The sequence below is a fragment of the Chryseobacterium mulctrae genome, assembly GCF_006175945.1.
GTDB classification, from domain to species: Bacteria; Bacteroidota; Bacteroidia; order Flavobacteriales; family Weeksellaceae; genus Chryseobacterium; species Chryseobacterium mulctrae.
This window is the reverse complement of record NZ_VAJL01000001.1, coordinates 4,379,322-4,397,208: the sequence shown is the minus strand read 5'-3', so window position 1 is coordinate 4,397,208 and position 17,887 is coordinate 4,379,322. Positions and strand designations below refer to the sequence as shown.

At 32.5% G+C, this 17,887-nt stretch carries 14 protein-coding genes; 7 read left to right on the top strand and 7 right to left on the bottom strand.

Going from position 1 to position 17,887, the window contains the following annotated elements:
- Positions 1-43: 43 nt before the first annotated feature.
- Both FDY99_RS20475 and FDY99_RS20470 read left to right on the top strand, forming a co-directional pair.
- A complete protein-coding gene (locus FDY99_RS20475; RefSeq protein ID WP_139423509.1) occupies positions 44-631 on the top strand; it encodes a hypothetical protein in 588 nt (195 codons plus the stop codon).
- A gap of 97 nt (positions 632-728) precedes the next feature.
- A complete protein-coding gene (locus FDY99_RS20470; RefSeq protein ID WP_139423508.1) occupies positions 729-1,847 on the top strand; it encodes an FAD-dependent monooxygenase in 1,119 nt (372 codons plus the stop codon).
- A gap of 34 nt (positions 1,848-1,881) precedes the next feature.
- On the opposite strand, the gene FDY99_RS20465 is transcribed toward FDY99_RS20470, so the two are convergent.
- The 6 genes from FDY99_RS20465 to FDY99_RS20440 form a co-directional block, all read right to left on the bottom strand.
- Positions 1,882-2,355, bottom strand: coding sequence for a DUF3347 domain-containing protein (locus FDY99_RS20465; protein WP_139423507.1), 474 nt, complete (start codon positions 2,353-2,355; stop codon positions 1,882-1,884).
- A 112-nt stretch (positions 2,356-2,467) separates the two neighbouring features.
- Positions 2,468-4,696, bottom strand: a complete 2,229-nt coding sequence (locus tag FDY99_RS20460) for a TonB-dependent receptor plug domain-containing protein (RefSeq protein WP_139423506.1) — start codon at positions 4,694-4,696, stop codon at positions 2,468-2,470.
- A gap of 43 nt (positions 4,697-4,739) precedes the next feature.
- On the bottom strand, positions 4,740-5,549 hold the full coding sequence (gene kdsA, locus FDY99_RS20455; protein WP_066676633.1) for a 3-deoxy-8-phosphooctulonate synthase: 810 nt from the start codon (positions 5,547-5,549) through the stop codon (positions 4,740-4,742).
- Positions 5,550-5,712: 163 nt separating this feature from the next.
- Positions 5,713-6,237, bottom strand: a complete 525-nt coding sequence (locus tag FDY99_RS20450) for a DUF1697 domain-containing protein (RefSeq protein ID WP_139423505.1) — start codon at positions 6,235-6,237, stop codon at positions 5,713-5,715.
- A gap of 115 nt (positions 6,238-6,352) precedes the next feature.
- Positions 6,353-7,840, bottom strand: a complete 1,488-nt coding sequence (locus FDY99_RS20445; RefSeq protein ID WP_139423504.1) for an LTA synthase family protein — start codon at positions 7,838-7,840, stop codon at positions 6,353-6,355.
- Positions 7,841-7,931: 91 nt separating this feature from the next.
- A complete protein-coding gene (locus tag FDY99_RS20440) occupies positions 7,932-11,417 on the bottom strand; it encodes a glycosyltransferase family 117 protein (protein ID WP_139423503.1) in 3,486 nt (1,161 codons plus the stop codon).
- Positions 11,418-11,639: 222 nt separating this feature from the next.
- On the opposite strand from FDY99_RS20440, the gene FDY99_RS20435 reads away from it, so the two are divergent.
- The 5 genes from FDY99_RS20435 to FDY99_RS20420 all read left to right on the top strand — a co-directional run bounded on the left by FDY99_RS20435 (position 11,640) and on the right by FDY99_RS20420 (position 16,895).
- Complete coding sequence (locus FDY99_RS20435) at positions 11,640-12,677, top strand: PLP-dependent cysteine synthase family protein (RefSeq protein WP_074229034.1); 1,038 nt, start codon at positions 11,640-11,642, stop codon at positions 12,675-12,677.
- A gap of 75 nt (positions 12,678-12,752) precedes the next feature.
- A complete protein-coding gene (locus FDY99_RS20430) occupies positions 12,753-14,027 on the top strand; it encodes an aminotransferase class I/II-fold pyridoxal phosphate-dependent enzyme (RefSeq protein ID WP_074229036.1) in 1,275 nt (424 codons plus the stop codon).
- Between the two features lie 175 nt (positions 14,028-14,202).
- Complete coding sequence (locus FDY99_RS20425; RefSeq protein ID WP_139423502.1) at positions 14,203-16,398, top strand: B12-binding domain-containing radical SAM protein; 2,196 nt, start codon at positions 14,203-14,205, stop codon at positions 16,396-16,398.
- A gap of 3 nt (positions 16,399-16,401) precedes the next feature.
- Complete coding sequence (locus FDY99_RS23075) at positions 16,402-16,563, top strand: hypothetical protein (RefSeq protein ID WP_162304193.1); 162 nt, start codon at positions 16,402-16,404, stop codon at positions 16,561-16,563.
- A gap of 53 nt (positions 16,564-16,616) precedes the next feature.
- Entirely contained in the window at positions 16,617-16,895 is a 279-nt protein-coding gene (locus FDY99_RS20420; RefSeq protein WP_139423501.1) for a hypothetical protein, read from the top strand.
- Between the two features lie 114 nt (positions 16,896-17,009).
- Here FDY99_RS20420 and FDY99_RS20415 read toward each other — a convergent pair whose 3' ends face one another.
- Entirely contained in the window at positions 17,010-17,840 is an 831-nt protein-coding gene (locus FDY99_RS20415) for a hypothetical protein (RefSeq protein WP_139423500.1), read from the bottom strand.
- Positions 17,841-17,887: the final 47 nt, after the last annotated feature.

Below are 17,887 nucleotides of genomic sequence, written 5' to 3'. Positions count from 1 at the left end.
TTTCTCCTATCGTCGAAATGGCAAATTCAATAAAAAAACAAACATGAAAAAAATAATTATTACCTCTACTCTATTTTTATTAATAGTTTCCTGTAATCAAAAAGGCGCAGAAAATAAAATCGTTGATACAGCAGCCGAAAATACAGAATCAAGTTTCCCAATTAAAAGAATGAGCAATGCTCAAAATATTTTAGATGGAATTTATTCTGAATTAATAAAAAACGATGCAGAACTTCAAAAACTTGACAAAAAAGTTAATGCAATTACCAGCGACAGCAAAATAATGAAGGAACTCTATAGCGATATAATTAATAATTCAAATGATTATTACAACATTGCGGAGTCTAATGCAAAGGCGATAAATGATTCTTTACTGAAAAAAGAAATTCTTGCTATTGTAACAAATAGTTCAGAAAAATTCACTCAAAAGAAGATTAAATTTGAAGAACTAGTAAAACAAGTTAACATAAATAATCACAAAATTTATAGTTTTTATCAAGCATTTAAAATCAGAAAAACACTTCCCGAAATTGAAAAATACCAAAATGCTCATCCTTTAAAAACAGATAGCTTAAATAATTTCATCAACAAGCAAAATGAATTGTTGAACGAGTTGAAAAATTTGAAGTAAATATTTGCCACGAATGCACGAATTTTCCTAATTATTATTTAAAATTATTCGTGCATTCGTGGCTTATAAATTTTAAAAGCAAAACTAAAATCATTAAATGAATCAAATTTCAATCATCGGAGCAGGAATTGGAGGTTTAACGTTAGGAAATATTCTAAAACAACACTATTTAGATTTTACCATTTATGAATCTGCCCCGGAAATAAAACCTGTCGGAGCCGGAATTATGATGGCTGTTAATGCGATGCAGATTTTTAATAAATTAGGCTTAAAAGAGAAAATTGAAAATGCAGGAAATAAAATTCACGGAATATTTATTACCGATGAAAAGCTGAAAATTATTTCTACAACGAATGTTTTGGCTTTAGAAAAGAAATTTAATTCTTGTAATGTTGCGATTCACAGAGCAGAGCTTCAGAATATTTTAGCCGAAAATTTAGGCTTAGAAAATATCAAGCTTAATCATTCATTACAACAAATTCAGAATAAAGAAAATTATCTTTTAGAATTTGAAAATGGTTTTACAAGAGAAAGTAAAATTGTTTTTGGAGCAGATGGAATTCATTCTAAAATCAGAAACCAGATTTTTGGAAATGGAAATATCAGAAATGCCGGACAAAAATGTTGGCGTGGTTTAACCGATTTTGAACTTCCCGAAAAATACAATCATCATGCTTTGGAAATCTGGGGAAAAGCAAAACGTTTTGGTTTTGTAAAAATCTCAGCCAAAAAAGTCTATTGGTATGCTTTGGTGAATGAAAATAAATTTACAGAAAATATTGATTTAACAGAAACCTTCAACGATTTTGATTCTTTGGTTTTGGACATTTTAAAAGCCACAAAACCGGAAAATATTATTCTGAATGATATTATCGACCTTGCTCCTATTCCAAAATGGTATGCTGAAAATATTTGTCTGATTGGCGATGCAGCTCACGCAACAACTCCAAATATGGGACAAGGCGCTTGTCAGTCAATTGAAGATGCTTATGTGATTGGTAAATTATTAGAAAAAAATCAAAACTTCAATTCTGTTTTTGAAGAATTTCAGAGTATCAGAAGAAAAAAAGTAGATGAGATTGTTAAAAATAGCTGGACAATCGGTAAAATTTCTCAATGGGAAAAAGGGAATCAGCTAAGGAATTTTTTGATGCGTTCAATTCCTGAAAGTATCAATCAGAAAATGGTAGAAAAGATTTTAAAACTGGAGATATAAAAAAAGAAACTCAATTTGAGTTTCTTTTCATTTATTATTTTATTTCAGATTTTACGGAACCGCATTTAAGCATTGAGCTTCCGTAGTAAGGATTTACAATCTGTTTTTCGTTACTCAACCAGCTTCCTTCTGCCATCGGACAATATTGTACAAAAATGGTTTTATCAGAAATTTTATTTTCTTTAGCAACGGCAATCATTACTTCAGATAATCTGTAAAACGGTTTTCTCTGTGCATCGATATTTTTTGCTGACGAAATTGTTTTTGCATCTGATTTTAAAGAGCTTAGTTTCTTTGCATCTAAAGATTTTGAATTGACTGATGAAACTGTTTTCAAAAATTCTCCGGCTGCAGCCGATGTTTTCTTAAAATCATCAGAAGCTAAAGCAGATTTTACAGAAATGTAATTCTGATATAGTTTTGATAATTGAGGGTTAGTTTTCGATTGTGCAGTTACAGATAGAACGGCAAATATTGAAAACAGAAAAGTGATGATATGTTTTTTCATTTTAATTTAACAAATTATGGTTTTTAAAATGCCACGAATGCACGAATCATTTTTAATAAATTAATTTAAATATAAAATTCGTGTATTCGTGGCAAAAAAACTTTTATATATTTTATTTAAGCTTAAATTCAAGCTTTACATTAAAGAATCTTCCAGTCAAACGTACCGGAACAGGATACATGATACTACTATTTGCATCGGTAATCCATTGATTGGCAATCGTATTATTAATATTAAATGCGTTGAAAACCTGCACTCCTAAAGTTAGTTCATCAAAATTACTTAAGAAACCATAGGTTTGTTTTTTTGCTTCAGCATCTACAAATGCATACGAAAGTCCTAAATCTACTCTTTTATAAGAAGGCAAGGTTTTTTGATACTGATAAGGATCTGTGAAAACCGGAGCTCCGTTTGGTAATCCCATCGCATATGTTAGGGTAAGATTTACACGCATTTGTGGAAATTTCGGCATATAATCCTGGTAAAACATTGCAAATCTGAAACGCTGATCTGTCGGTCTCGGAATATTTCCTCTTCCGTCAATATTTTCAAAAACTCTTGCATAACTTGCAGAAAGCCAAGAATCTACACCCGGAACAAATTCACCAAATAATCTTGTATCAATTCCGTAAGCGTAACCAGAAGCATTATTTTGACCCGAATAACGAATTCTAACATTATCCATATAATACGGAATTACATTATCCATTTTTTTATAATATAATTCTGTGGTTAGCTTAAATGGTCTGTTTTCAAACTCAAATTCAGTTTCATTCGCTAAAATTGCCTGAATAGATCGTTGAGATTTTATATTAGGATTAAAATTACCATTCAGATCTTTAATTTCTTTATAAAAAGGAGCCTGATAATAAACACCTCCAGAAAGTCTGAACCACATTTCTGTATTCCAGTCAGGTTTTATTGCAAACTGAGCTCTTGGCGAGAAAATGGTTTCGTCATTGAAACTCCAGTGTGCAACCCTTGCTCCTCCATTTACCAAAACTTTACTTGCTCCCCAATAAAACTTCTGAGAATACTGTGCATAAGCCGATAATCTTGTCGGTTGAATGTGATTTGCTCCTGAAATACTGTAAAATAAATCTAAATCTGAAGCATCTGGAAATCTAGGATCATCAACCGGATGCGGAATACTGTAACCTGAAGAGTCCACCAATTTCCATTCGTTGGTTAAATCCTGAAGATTTTCTTTTTCATATTTAAATCCTAATTCAATATCGGTATTTACATTCGGTGAAAAACGGGTTCTGAACTGTGTTCCATACGTTCTTACAAAAAGATCATTTCTTGCATGCTCTATTTGTCCGCCAACATCATAAGACGTTATCGGAGTTCCTGTAATCGGATCAAAAGTCTGCAGAATATAGCTTGATGCAATAGAATAATATTCTCTTTCACGATTCTGATAAGAAAAACTGTCGAGCGTAAATCTCCATTTATCCGACGGTTTATAGTTTACAGAAAACGTACCCATCATGTTTTTATACTGGTCATTTTCTTTACCATTATAAAAAACAGACAGGTTAATCGGCTGATTTATCGTTCCAAAATCTACGCTTCTTTCTTTAGGAACCATTTCGTAGTCATTCTTAGAATAATATCCGATAAATGAAAGTGAAAGTTTGCTGTTCACATGATAATTCAGATACGACTGAAAATCATAATATGTTGGATTAAAATCGGTGTCTTCATTTAAAGTATTCAGAACCAGATTGGTATTTCTGTATCTTCCCGAAAATAAAGCCGTAAATTTTTTGTTTCCGTTTTCATCTTCTTTTCCTGATACAAAACCTGTGGTTAATCTTCCGCCAATTAAACTCGCTTCACCGGAAAGTTCAAACTTTTTAGGTTCACGATAATAAATATTTAAAGCAGAAGACATTTTATCACCATATCTCGGCTCAAAACCTCCCGCAGAAAAGTTAACCGCAGAAACCATATCCGGATTGATGATACTTAAACCTTCCTGCTGAGAATTTCTGATCAGAAAAGGTCTGTAAATTTCAATATCATTAATATAGATAAGGTTTTCGTCATAGTTTCCACCACGCACCATGTATTGTGAAGAAAGCTCGGTGTTTGAATTTACCGACGGAAGTGTTTTTAGCATTCCCTCTACACCGCCAGAAATACTTGCGACATTTTTGGCATCTTTAGCTGAAATTCTTACTGCAGTAACATCGTTGGTTCTCCCGGTAACTTTTTTCTGGAAAACAACTTCCTCAATATTGGAAACCCTTGTCGTCGTAGTATCTCTTTTTCTTGCTTGTGAGAATACCAAGACAGGTACCATAAGGCTTAGTGGTAAAACTAGTTTTTTCAAAAGGAATTATTTATAATTTCTAAAATTAAGTATTTTTTAACAATTATAGTATAGATTCTCTAACTCTTGTGAGTTTTTGTAATAAATCTTCCAATAAATCTAATCTTAGCATGTTTGCTCCATCAGAAAGCGCTGTTTCCGGAGTTGGATGAGTTTCTATAAAAAGTCCGTCTGCACCAACAACAATTCCTGCTTTAGCAATCGTTTCGATAAGATCTGGCCTTCCACCTGTAACTCCTGAACTTTGATTAGGCTGCTGTAAAGAATGCGTAACATCTAAAATTACCGGAGCATATTCTCTCATCGTAGGAATTCCTCTATAATCAACGATTAAATCGGTATATCCAAAAGAATTTCCTCTTTCTATGATTGCCACTTTTTGATTATTTGAATCAGTAATTTTCTGAACGGCAAACTTCATTGATTCCGGAGAAAGAAACTGCCCTTTTTTTAAAGTAACGCACTTTCCTGTTTCAGCTGCAGCTACCAAAAGATCGGTTTGACGAACTAAAAATGCAGGAATCTGCAAAACATCCACATATTGTGCAGCCAAAGCAGCGTGCTCATTTTCGTGAATATCTGTTGTGGTAGGAATATTAAAAGTCTCTCCTACTTTTTTAAGGATTTCCAAAGATTTTTCTTCACCAATTGTTGTGAAAGAATCTACTCTACTACGGTTTGCTTTCTTAAAACTTCCTTTAAAAATATAAGGAATATTATATTTATTGGTCAGCTCAATTACTTTTTCAGCAATTCTTAATGCCATATCTTCGCCCTCAATAATACACGGACCGGCAATTAAGAAAAAGTTTTTTGAATCTTTGTGCTGTATGTTATCTAAATGTTGAATCATTATTTTTATTTAAATTAAAAAGTTCAGTAAAAATACTGAGAAAGTTTTATAATTGGAAATTATTTATAGACTTAACCTGTAAACGGTTTTTGGGATTAAAAATTACTTTAAAAGAGAAAAATGTTAAAGATTGCTTCATTCCTCACAAAGACAACAAATAGTATTAGAATTTCTTAAGAATCTTCTCAAAAGTATTAATATTTCTGCTGGTAAACTGATCTTTCAGGCTTTTTTTACCTAAAACTTTTCCAAAGCTGGAATCTAATGTATTTCCTTTTGAAACCTGCCAATAAAATATATTGCTTGCAATCTCTGCTTTTTCGTTTTCAGATTTTGAAGCATTTTCAAACTCATTCATTAGAATATTTGCTACATTTTCGTTTCCAACAAATGCATACGTATGAAAATTTTCTTTCTTTTCAAAAGGATTTTTAGTCCAAAACAATTCTGTTTCTTCTGCTGTCTTTACAAACAGAAATGCTTCATAATTAAAATATTCAGACATTGCTTTTTCGAGAATTGCCTTAAGCTTATCTGTATTTTTATCTGAACTGAAAACAATATTTCCCGAAGCCAAAACCGAACTTACATTTTCCATTCCTGAATTTTTGAAAACTTGACAGACTTCCGCCATTTTCATATTGGTTCCTTTTACATTGACGCCGCGGAGAAAAGCACAGTATTGCATAAGTTTAGGGTTTAGGGTTTAGGGTTTAGGGTCAAATTTACTTTTTACTTTTTACTTTTTACTTTTTACTTTTTACTTTTTACTTTTTACTTTTTACTTTTTACTTTAATACAAATTACTTTACCTTTTCATATAAGTTATAATCTGTTCCTGAAGGTTTCAGTTTATAAATTTTTTCTAAAACTGGGTATTCACTTTTCAGATAATCTTTTATTCTGAATTCATTCAAAACACGGTAATTTGTTTTATAATATACTGAATCTTTATCTTCAAACAAATCTCTGTAAGAAAGCATATATTTTGGTTTTCTGTTTTTCACCGTATTGATCCAAGAATTGGGTTTATCTTTTTTAATTTCTTCCTGAATTTGCTTATCAACCAACCCTACTTCGTCAATCGTTTTTAAATGTGAAAAATAAGGAACATAACCAGCCGGTTCTAATAAAATCCACTGTTTTTTATCTTTTTCATATATATTTAAAAACAATCCGATTGATCTTCTGTAGTTCCATTCTCCATTTCCTGTGGCAATAGAATGTATGGTTTGGAAAGCAAGCATTGGTAAAATATAAATCAAAATTAATAAAGTCAACCAAAGGTTTCTTTTTACCTTCTGTTCTAAAACAAAAATTAAAACCGGAACGAACAATAAAATCTGCGGAACCCAATAATACCAATCGAACAAGCTCTTTTGCGAAAGAAAAACAATCTGTTTTGTCCACGCAAACAGAAAAATAATCCAAAGAAAATAGTTTCTTTTTTCTCGCTGTCTTATTAAATAAATAAAACAAAGAAGTTCAAAAAACGCAATCACAATCGTAATCGGATTAAAATCTCCAGGTAATTTCAACATTCCCCAAAAGTTCCCGTAGTTTAATCTGAAATATTCTATATTTTGTTGCAAAGTAAAAATCTGATCATACGCCAATTTCTTTGCAACAATCGTATTATTGACCAATTCACCGAAGTAGAACCAATTGAAAGAAACACAAAGTGCAACTCCCAAAATTCCACCTAAAATATAACTCCATCTGATTTTTTTATTCCAAAAAACATCCACTAAAAATACAATTCCGAGGAAAATAACTGTGTCGATTCTGGTAAATAATATGAATGTGGGAAGTAAAATAAAAGCCCATTTTTTCTCTTTTTTGAAACCATAATACAGCAATGCCATTTCAAGGAAAAACAGAATTCCGTATTCCATTCCGAGAATTGAAATTTTTATTGAAGGCGGCAAAATTCCAAATAAAAAGATGAAAATTGCTTTATGCCAATTGTTTTTAAACAAAAGATGTGACAACAATAAACTTCCTATTGTAAAAAACGTCGTATTAAAAATAAGCAACGGTTCTATAAAATTTTCTTTCCCGAAAATCAGATTAAAAATATAGGACACAAAAACGTACAAATGCGTTGTAGATGCTGAAATTTTCGTAGCTCCGTTGAAACCGATCACTCCGTAATCCATTAAATTCTGAGCAACCCGCCAAGTGATAAATGCATCCTCCTGAATGTGGTGCGTCAGTAAAAAATAAAGCTTTGCAATAATTGCAAAAAATACAGCGTAGATTGGGAGATTCTTATTTTGAGATTCAGCCATTGCGTTTTTTTAGTTACACAAAGATAATCCTAAATTTCAGGAATATCAAACATAAAAAAACGGAACCGAAGTTCCGTTTTAAGTATTTATTTTATTGAGTTGCTTTGATGATCGCCGTGGTAATCTGATCTTCTTTTTCTTTAGCATAAGTAGAATCGAATGGTTCCATCACATCAAATAAATATTGATAAAAAGGTGTGATTTTCTGCACATTTTCAGATTCTTTCATTGCTTTTTCTTTACCCATTTGCTGAAGATCTTTAATGAATACATTAAATTTCTTATCAATCGGCTCAATAGATTTTACAAGATAATTGTAAGCTTTATCCTTCTGACCTATTTTTTTGTAAGCATCGGTTACTGAAGTCACAACTAATGAATATTCCATTGGTTTTGATCTCATCGGTCTTCCTACATATCCTTGTTCAGACGGGCTTAAAGATAAATAATAATCGTATTCTTCAAAAATTCCTTTTTTAAGAACTTCGGCTAATTTCAGACCTTTTTCTTCTTGTCCGGCAACGATATATCCGTAAACCATTGAGCTTAAAGAACGAGGATCATTATATTTTTCTGCAGGAATTTCCTTTGCAGCAATATCTAATATTTCTAAAGCTTTTGCTTTCTGACCAGATAATGCCAAAGCAGCTGCTGCTCTACTTGCAGAACTTCTGTAGGCCATAATGTTTGAAGTTGCTGTTTCATCAAAATGAACTTTCAAGTTTTTGAAATTACCCCATCTGTAGTTTTTCACAACATTATATAATGAGTTTGCATCTACTCTTCCCATTTCTCCCTCGCTACTTCTTGGTGTATGAATCGGAACCAATCTGTAACTGAAACCGTCAAACTGAAGATATTCGTCTAAGAAGAAAATGTTTTCGCTTTCATAAACTCCACCTGAAGAGAAGTTAATCGGACGTTTCCAATCGAAGTTTGCCAAAATATCAAACATCATCAGGTTATTCTTGTATAAAGTTCCAGATTTATAATTAACAACAATCTGATCTACTGCATTTGGAAGGTCTGAAGCATTGATGATTCCTGCTTTTACTGCATTAGCTTTGTTTACAGGAATTACAAATTTACTTACCGGAAGGAAATTGTATTTTTCGTAACGCTCTTCTCCAAAAATCATTTTTAAAACTTCATCTTTTTCAGGAGATTTCATTTTAATAAAATTCATTGCTTCTTTCAAAGTCATAGAATCCTGAACTAAATATTTTTCAAAAGGCTGAATCATACTTTGCGGAGCTCCTCCTTCCTGAAGATTAGCAATAATATTTTTCCAATCGCTGTTTTTCATCAGATAAATCTGGTCATTCACACCGTCTCTGTAATCTTCGTGAGTAAGCTGACTAGGAATTGGGTTTGAATTGTACGTTTTTCTCTTTACCTGATCGATATTCCAAGGAGTTGAAAGCAAAGTAAAGTTAACTACTTTTACGTCATCTCTGAATCTTTCAGTTTCCTGCATTGCCCAAACCGGATACGTATCGTTATCACCATAAACAAATAAAATATCTTCTTTTGGTAATGATTTTAATACTGAATAAGAATAATCATACGCTGTATATCTATTGCTTCTGTCATGTACATTATAGTTTTGGAAGCCCATCATAAATGGAACACCCAACAAAATAACTCCGAAACCGATATTTGCTGCATTTGATTTTACTTTAGACTGTAAATACCAGAGAATTGCTCCGGCTCCCAAACCAATCCAAATGGCAAAAGCATAGAACGAACCCACCATTGCATAATCTCTTTCTCTTGGCTCGAAAGGTTTTACTCCGGTGTAGAAAATAATCCCGACACTTGTTAAAACAAATAAAGATAAGATTGCATAGAACCTTCCAAAATCTCTACTGAACTGGAAATAGCATCCTAAAATTCCTAATAATAATGGTAAAAAGAAAAATGCAACTGTACTTTCATTTTTATATTTCGCAGGCATTGCATCCTGATTTCCTAAAATTGCATTATCAAGTGGAGCAATTCCTGAAATCCAGTTACCTCTTGTAGTATCTCTTGTTCCTTCAAGATCATTTTGTCTCCCCGCATAATTCCACAATAAATATCTTAAGAAATAATATCCGTTTTGGAACGTAATAAAATAATCCATATTCTGCATCAAAGATGGCTTTTGAACAGTGATTAAATTATAAGGTCTTACTTTTAAATAATCTGAAGCAGTAATAGATCCGTCTTCATATTTAGCTCTCAGTTCATCAAAAATCTGTTTTGCTTCCGGGCTGTCTGCAACATCTTCGTTTGCATAATTAAACTGAAAATCTGGTGCGCCGTACATAGAAATGTAATTTGACATTACATCTTTATCATCATTAAACATTCTCGGCATTAAGCTTACATGAGACTTATCAAAAATATAATTGAAACGCTCACTTGTTTTTCTGTAAGTTCCTGTTTTTTCGTCTTTCTCGTAAACATCTCCGGTCTTTTTAGTTTTAAAACTACCGTCTTCGTTTTTCTGAATTCCGTTTGCATCCAAAAATGCAGTATAGTTCTGACCGTAAATTGTAGGCCAGTCTCCATATTGCTCTCTATTGTAATAATCTAGCATACCGATTGCAGTATCAGGATCATTAAGGTTCATTGGTGGATTTGCATTTGCTCTGATCGGAATTACCATCCAACAAGAGAAACCGATCATCATATAAACCACAGACAAAGCTACCGTTTGGAAAATATTTTTCTTCGTTTGTCTGGCATATTTTATAAAGAAATAGCAAAGTGCTACCATAATAATAAAACCAGCAATTGTTCCTGAATGGAAAGGCAATCGTAAACCATTCACAAAGAATATTTCTAATTTCCCGAATAATGACATGATTACAGGGAAAATAATTTTAAATACAATAATTAAAATTCCTAAAGTAATCAGGTTGGCAAAAATGAAATTCTTCCAGGTAAATTGGTAGTTTCTTGCATAATAAACCAAACAAACAGCAGGAATTGCAAGCATTCCCATCATGTGAACTCCCACAGAAAGTCCTAAAATAAAGAAAATTAAAATAATCCATCTTTCATTGTCTTTCTCAAGATATTCGTTTTCCCATTTAGTAATTAACCAAACTAAAAGCGCAATAAACATCGATGCCATTGAGTACACTTCACCTTCCACCGCTGAAAACCAAAACGTATCAGAAAAGGTGAAACATAAAGCTCCAATAACTCCTGCAAAAAGAATAGAAATCTCTTGGTGTTTTGTGATTTCTTCAAAATCTTTGTTAAGTAGTCTTCTCACAAAGTGAGTAATCGTCCAGAACAGAAACAAAATTGTAAATGCGCTGAATAATGCCGACATTGCGTTGATCACGATAGAGTAATTTTCACCTTTACCTAAAGCAAAAATGGCAGCTACGGCTCCCACAATCTGAAATAAAGCAGCTCCGGGAGCGTGCGTTACTTCTAATTTTACTGCTGAAGAAATGTACTCACCACAATCCCAAAAACTAAAGTTGGGTTCTATCGTTGATAAGTACGTGAAAAATGCAATAACGAAAGTCACCCATCCGAGAAGGGTGTTCCATTGCCTAAAAGTCCAGTTTTTCATAGTATAAAATCAATTATGCGAAAATAGGGTTTTTAGATTAGTTTAAATTAATTTTAACAAAATTTAAAAATTATGGCGTGGTTTTTGTCTGGTTCGGTGGGCTGCAAGCAAAAATAAATCACCTATTTACACAATTAGCGAACTTATAATTGACTAAAAGTTTAAAAATTATTTATTTTTTTGTATTTTTGCGGTCAGATTTTTATTGAAAAATAACAAATAATGAGTAATGTTTACGATAATATTCTTGGCTTGATTGGGAGTACTCCTTTGGTAAAACTAAATACCGTAACTAAAGAAATTCCTGCAACCATTTATGCTAAGTTAGAATCATATAATCCTGGACATTCCACTAAAGATAGAATCGCACTTCATATTATAGAAAACGCTGAGAAAAAAGGTTTATTAAAGGAAGATTCTGTAGTTGTAGAAACCACTTCAGGAAATACCGGTTTTTCACTTGCAATGGTTTGCATCATTAAAGGATACAAATGCATTTTGGCAGTGAGCGACAAGACAAAACCCGAAAAAATAGCTTATCTGAAAGCTCTTGGAGCTACAGTTTATGTATGTCCTGCGAATGTACCTGCGAATGACCCGAGATCATATTATGAGGTAGCTAAAAGAATTGCTGCTGAAACTCCAAATTCGGTATACATCAATCAGTACTTTAATGAGCTGAATATTGATGCGCACTATCATACAACTGGTCCTGAAATTTGGGAGCAGACTCAAGGAAAAATCACTCACCTTTTTGCTTGTACAGGAACTGGTGGAACTTTATCAGGTTCTGCAAAATTTTTAAAAGAGAAAAATCCGGATATTAAAATTATCGGTGTTGATGCAGACGGATCTATTTTAAAAAGTTTCCACGAAACAGGAGAAATTCACAAAGAAGATGTACATCCTTATCAGATTGAAGGAATGGGAAAAAACTTAATCCCTTCTGCTCTACTTTTTGATAAAATCGATGAGTTTGTAAGAGTAAACGACGAAATGTCTGCTTACAGAACCAGAGAAATTGCATTAAAAGAAGCAATTATGGGAGGCTACACAACCGGTGCAGTTACTCAGGGATTAATGCAATATGCTAATTCTCATCAGTTTTCAGAGACTGATTTGGTTGTTTTAATCTTCCCTGATCATGGATCGAGATATATTACCAAAGTGTACAGTGATAAATGGATGGCTGAGCAAGGTTTCATCAACAATTGTTTCCACAATTACGAAGAAGTCTTTAAGACAGAAATCATCAAATAAAATTTTAATACAAATATAAGTAAAGCCTTTTTTGTAATTCACAAAAGGCTTTTTTACTTAAAAATTACGAATATAATGTTGGATATTTTTGAAAGAATAAAAGAAAATCCAGGACCTCTTGGACAGTTTGCAGATTATGGTGAAGGATATTTTATTTTCCCTAAACTAGAAGGTCCTATCGGTCCGAGAATGCAGTTTCAGGGAAGAGAAGTAATTTTCTGGAGTGCCAATGACTATTTGGGAATGTGTAATCATCCTGAAGTTTTGGAAGCAGATGCTAAAGCTGCCGCAGAATACGGAATGTTTTATCCGATGGGAGCAAGAGCAATGTCTGGTGAAACGCATCAGCATTTGCAGCTGGAAAAAGAATTGGCAGAATTTGTACAAAAAGAATCAGCATATTTATTAAATTTTGGTTATCAGGGAATGGTTTCTACCATCGATGCTTTGGTAAGCAGAAATGATGTAATTGTTTACGACGTAGATTCTCACGCTTGCATCGTAGACGGTGTAAGACTTCATGCCGGTAAGAGATTTACTTACAGACACAATGATATCGAAAGTCTTGAGAAAAATCTTCAGAGAGCGACGAAAGTTGCAGAAGAAACTGGTGGCGGTATTTTGGTAATTACTGAAGGAGTTTTCGGAATGAGAGGACAACAAGGTAAACTGAAAGAAATCTGCGAGCTAAAATCTAAATATCAATTCAGACTTTTAGTAGATGATGCACACGGTTTCGGAACTCTTGGTGAAACCGGAGCCGGAGCTGGAGAAGAGCAAGGATGTCAAGATCAGATTGATGTTTATTTCTCAACTTTTGCAAAATCAATGGCTGGTTTCGGAGCATTTATCGCAGGTGATAAAGAAATCATCAGATATTTAAAATTCAATTTAAGATCTCAGATTTTTGCTAAATCTTTAACAATGCCAATGGTAATCGGAGGTTTGAAAAGATTGGAATTGCTAAGAACAAGACCTGAAATTAAAGCTAAACTTTGGGAAAATACCTTAAAATTACAAAACGGACTTAGCGAAAGAGGTTTCAACATCGGTGATACCAATACTTGTGTAACTCCGGTAATGATGCAAGGTTCGCCGGTAGAGGCAACTCTGTTGGTAAAAGACTTGAGAGAAAATTACGGAATCTTTACATCTGTAGTGGTTTATCCTGTAATACCTAAAGGAATGATTTTATTAAGATTAATTCCTACCGCTTCTCACACCGATGCAGAAATCAACGAAACATTGGCTGCATTTGATGCTATTCATGACAAATTGAAAAATGGATACTACAAAGAGCAGGAGCAAAAATTATTATCTGAAAAAGGTTTAAGTTTCAAAGAAATTTAATTTAAAATACTAATGAGTGTTCAAAAATTTTGGACACTCTATTTTTATTTTTTTGCCACGAATACACGAATTTGTTTACTATTTGTAAAAAAATATTTGTGTATTCGTGGCAAAACTTTTCAAAACCTAAACAGATTCATAAAGATTTAGAATAAATTTGCAAAAAAAATTTCCTTTGAAAGATCTTCTTCTTATTACTCCACCATTCACGCAACTCAACACTCCTTATCCTGCGACAGCTTATATTAAAGGTTTTCTTAATACCAAAAATATTTCAAGCTATCAAATTGATTTGGGGCTCGAAGTTATTTTGGAGTTATTTTCAAAAGACGGAATTCAGAAAATTTTTGATACCGAAATTGATCTGAAGAATATTTCGGAAAACTCACAGCGAATTTTTGCTTTAAGAGATGAATATTTAAAAACAATCGATCAGGTTATTTTATTTCTACAGAATAAAAATCCTACCTTGGCGAGACAGATCTGTTCGATGAATTTTCTTCCCGAAGCTTCCCGATTCAACCAATTGGATGATATGGAATTTGCTTTCGGAAATATGGGACTTCAGGATAAAGCAAAGCATTTGGCAACTTTATATTTAGAAGATTTATCCGATTATATTGTTGAAAATGTAGATTCAGATTTTGGATTTAGCAGATATGCAGAAAGATTAGGAAAATCTGCCAATTCTTTTGATGAATTATATTCAAAACTAAATGATTCTCAAACATTTATTGACGATTTTACTTTAAAAATTCTTCATGAAAAATTAGAGCTGGTTCAGCCGAAATTAGTATGTTTTTCAATTCCTTTTCCCGGAAACTTATACTCTGCTTTTCGGTCAGCAAAATTTATAAAAGAAAATTATTCGCACATTAAAACTGCGATGGGTGGTGGTTTCCCGAATACTGAATTAAGAGAAATTAAAGATCAAAGAGTTTTTGAATTTTTCGATTTTATTACTTTAGATGATGGTGAAGTTCCTTTAGAATTAGTTTATGAAAATGTTTGCCATTCTGAGCAAAGCGAAGAATCTCATTTCAAAAGAACTTTTTTAATTGAAAACCAAGAAGTTACCTATAAAAATAATTCTACCAAACACGATTACAAACAATCAGAAATTGGAACTCCAGATTATACTGATTTACAATTAGATAAATATATTTCAGTTATTGAAATTGCCAATCCGATGCACAGTTTATGGAGCGATGGAAGATGGAATAAATTGACAATGGCACACGGTTGCTATTGGGGAAAATGTACTTTTTGCGATATTTCTTTAGATTACATAAAAATTTATGAACCCATTTCTGCCAAAATTTTAGTTGACAGAATGGAAGAATTAATTAAAACAACCGGCGAAACCGGATTTCATTTTGTAGACGAAGCCGCTCCTCCCGCTCTGATGCGAGAAGTTGCTTTGGAAATTTTACGAAGAAATCTTGTGGTGACTTGGTGGACCAATATTCGTTTTGAAAAAAGTTTCACTCAGGATTTATGCTTTCTTTTAAAACTTTCGGGTTGCGTTGCGGTTTCTGGCGGGCTTGAAGTTGCGAGTGATCGATTGTTAAAGTTAATTGACAAAGGAGTTTCTGTAGATCAGGTTGCGAAAGTTACCAAAAACTTTACCGAAGCGGGAATTATGGTTCATGCCTATTTAATGTATGGCTACCCTACTCAAACCGTTCAGGAAACTGTGGATTCTTTGGAAATGGTTCGTCAGCTTTTTGAAATGGGAATTTTACAAAGTGGTTTTTGGCATCAGTTTGCAATGACCGCACATTCTCCAGTCGGACAAAATCCTGAAGAATTTGGCGTGACCCCAATTAAGCAGGAAATTAAGTTTGCCAATAATGATATTGATTTCAAAGACAAAACCGGAATCGATCACAGTAAATTTAGTTTTGGTTTAAAAAAATCTCTGTTCAATTTCATGCACGGAATTAATTTTGAAATTCCTTTGCAGAATTGGTTTGATTTTAAAATTCCGAAAACAACTATTCATCCCGATTATATTCACGACTGTTTGTTAGATGAAGATCAATTTAGTTTTAAAGGAAATTCTAAAGTTATATTTTTAGCGAAAAACGTAATCGCTGAGAATTACGTAAAAACAAAAAAACAGAACTCATGGACGTATACGAAAATTACGTTCCATTTACGAACCAACATTGTTAAAGTAGATTTAGAACAGGAAAAAGCAGATTGGCTGATAAAAATTATTTCTGAAAATACTTTTGAAAATCCGAAACGTATCACGCTTCAGCAACTTAAGGTAAATTTTGAAGAAAACTTTGAAGATTTTGAGCTATTTTGGTTTTCAAAACCAATGCAGCAACTAAAAGAGAACGGAATTATTTTGAGTTTGTAAAAAATGATTGAACTTACAAAAAATATTGAATCACATTATATAACTTCTTATGGAGAAGAAATTAGTGAAGTTATTTGCTATATTGTTGATCGAACCATAGAAAATGATCCATTTCAAGATTTTATTTTTTCAACTAAAGATTATAATTATTTTTTGATTCAATAAAAATCAATAAAAATAATTTCGAAAAATTACCCTTTCATGACGCTAATAATATAATGGCTTCTGCAATAATTAAAGAAGTAAAATATGATGAGCATTTTATGTCTTGGGAAAAAGGTAAAGAATATTTAAAAGTCTTTCTTAATAATCTTGAAAACATTGAAGAAATTTATACAAATTCATTTTGGGAAAAAAATAAAATCGATAATACAAACATTGATGAATTTAGTTTAATAGCTTGGACAGGAATAAGTCATAATTACTGGTATGATTATGGTTTCGTAATCGTTACTCCAACAAAAATTGGTGTTTTATGGTTTGGAGATGATAGCTAAAAAATCTTGAAAACAATTTCAGGATTTATATGTTTTGGCTAAAGCCATTAGAATTCTTTTTTTAATCAAACGGGCTAAAGCCCGTTCCTATTGAATTTCTTAAATTATAGAGATTTATTTTTTATCTTTTTCAACTCCGTCTTTTACCACTTCACCAACAATTATTTTATCCTGAACTTTAATAAAATTGGGATCAAGAATTGCCATTCTTTCAGCAAGAGCTTTGTAAGTAGGAAATTTCAGAATAGAAGCCCGACCTGACATTTCTCTGTATAAAGTAAAAACTTTTCCGCCTGCTGTAGTAATTCTTTTCGTTGTTGTACTATATCGCCCAACCAACTTACTTTTAGCATCATACATTTCAATATCAATAAATGTTTTATCTGAAATTGTGTCATCAGAGCCAAAACTTACAGGTAAATTAGTGAAATATCCTACCGGAACACCGTTGCTTAAAATTTCGCCTACATTATTGACGGTAATATTTAATCTGTCGATTTTAGATCTTATGGTATAAGCTTCTTTTGTTTTGGTATCGAGCTTGCGTTTCGGCATGTTTTTGAAAAGTTCATCTAAGTTTTTTACGTTGATTCCTCTTTCATCGATAATTTTCAGCGCTCTAATGCATGTATAAACTGCAGATTTTTCGTCACCTGAAAATGCGGATGGAGAGATATAATCCAAATCTAAAGTTTTTTCGCGGTTATATACACGATTCAACTTCACATAACTATCTCGTACAGAATCTACTACGCTCTTGTCTACAAACTCCATCGTGAAAATAGGAGTTTCCTTCAAATCCATAAAAGTATATTCTCCAGATTTGCTTGAGATTTTCGCAACATGAATTCCGTCTAAACTAACAATCCCTCTTTTCGTTTTAATAATTTGAGCATTTAGAATGAAGCCCAAAACAGTAAAGAACATGACTAAACTTTGTTTCATAAAATCAGATTTTACAAAGCATAAAAAAAAGTGTAACCAAAGTTACA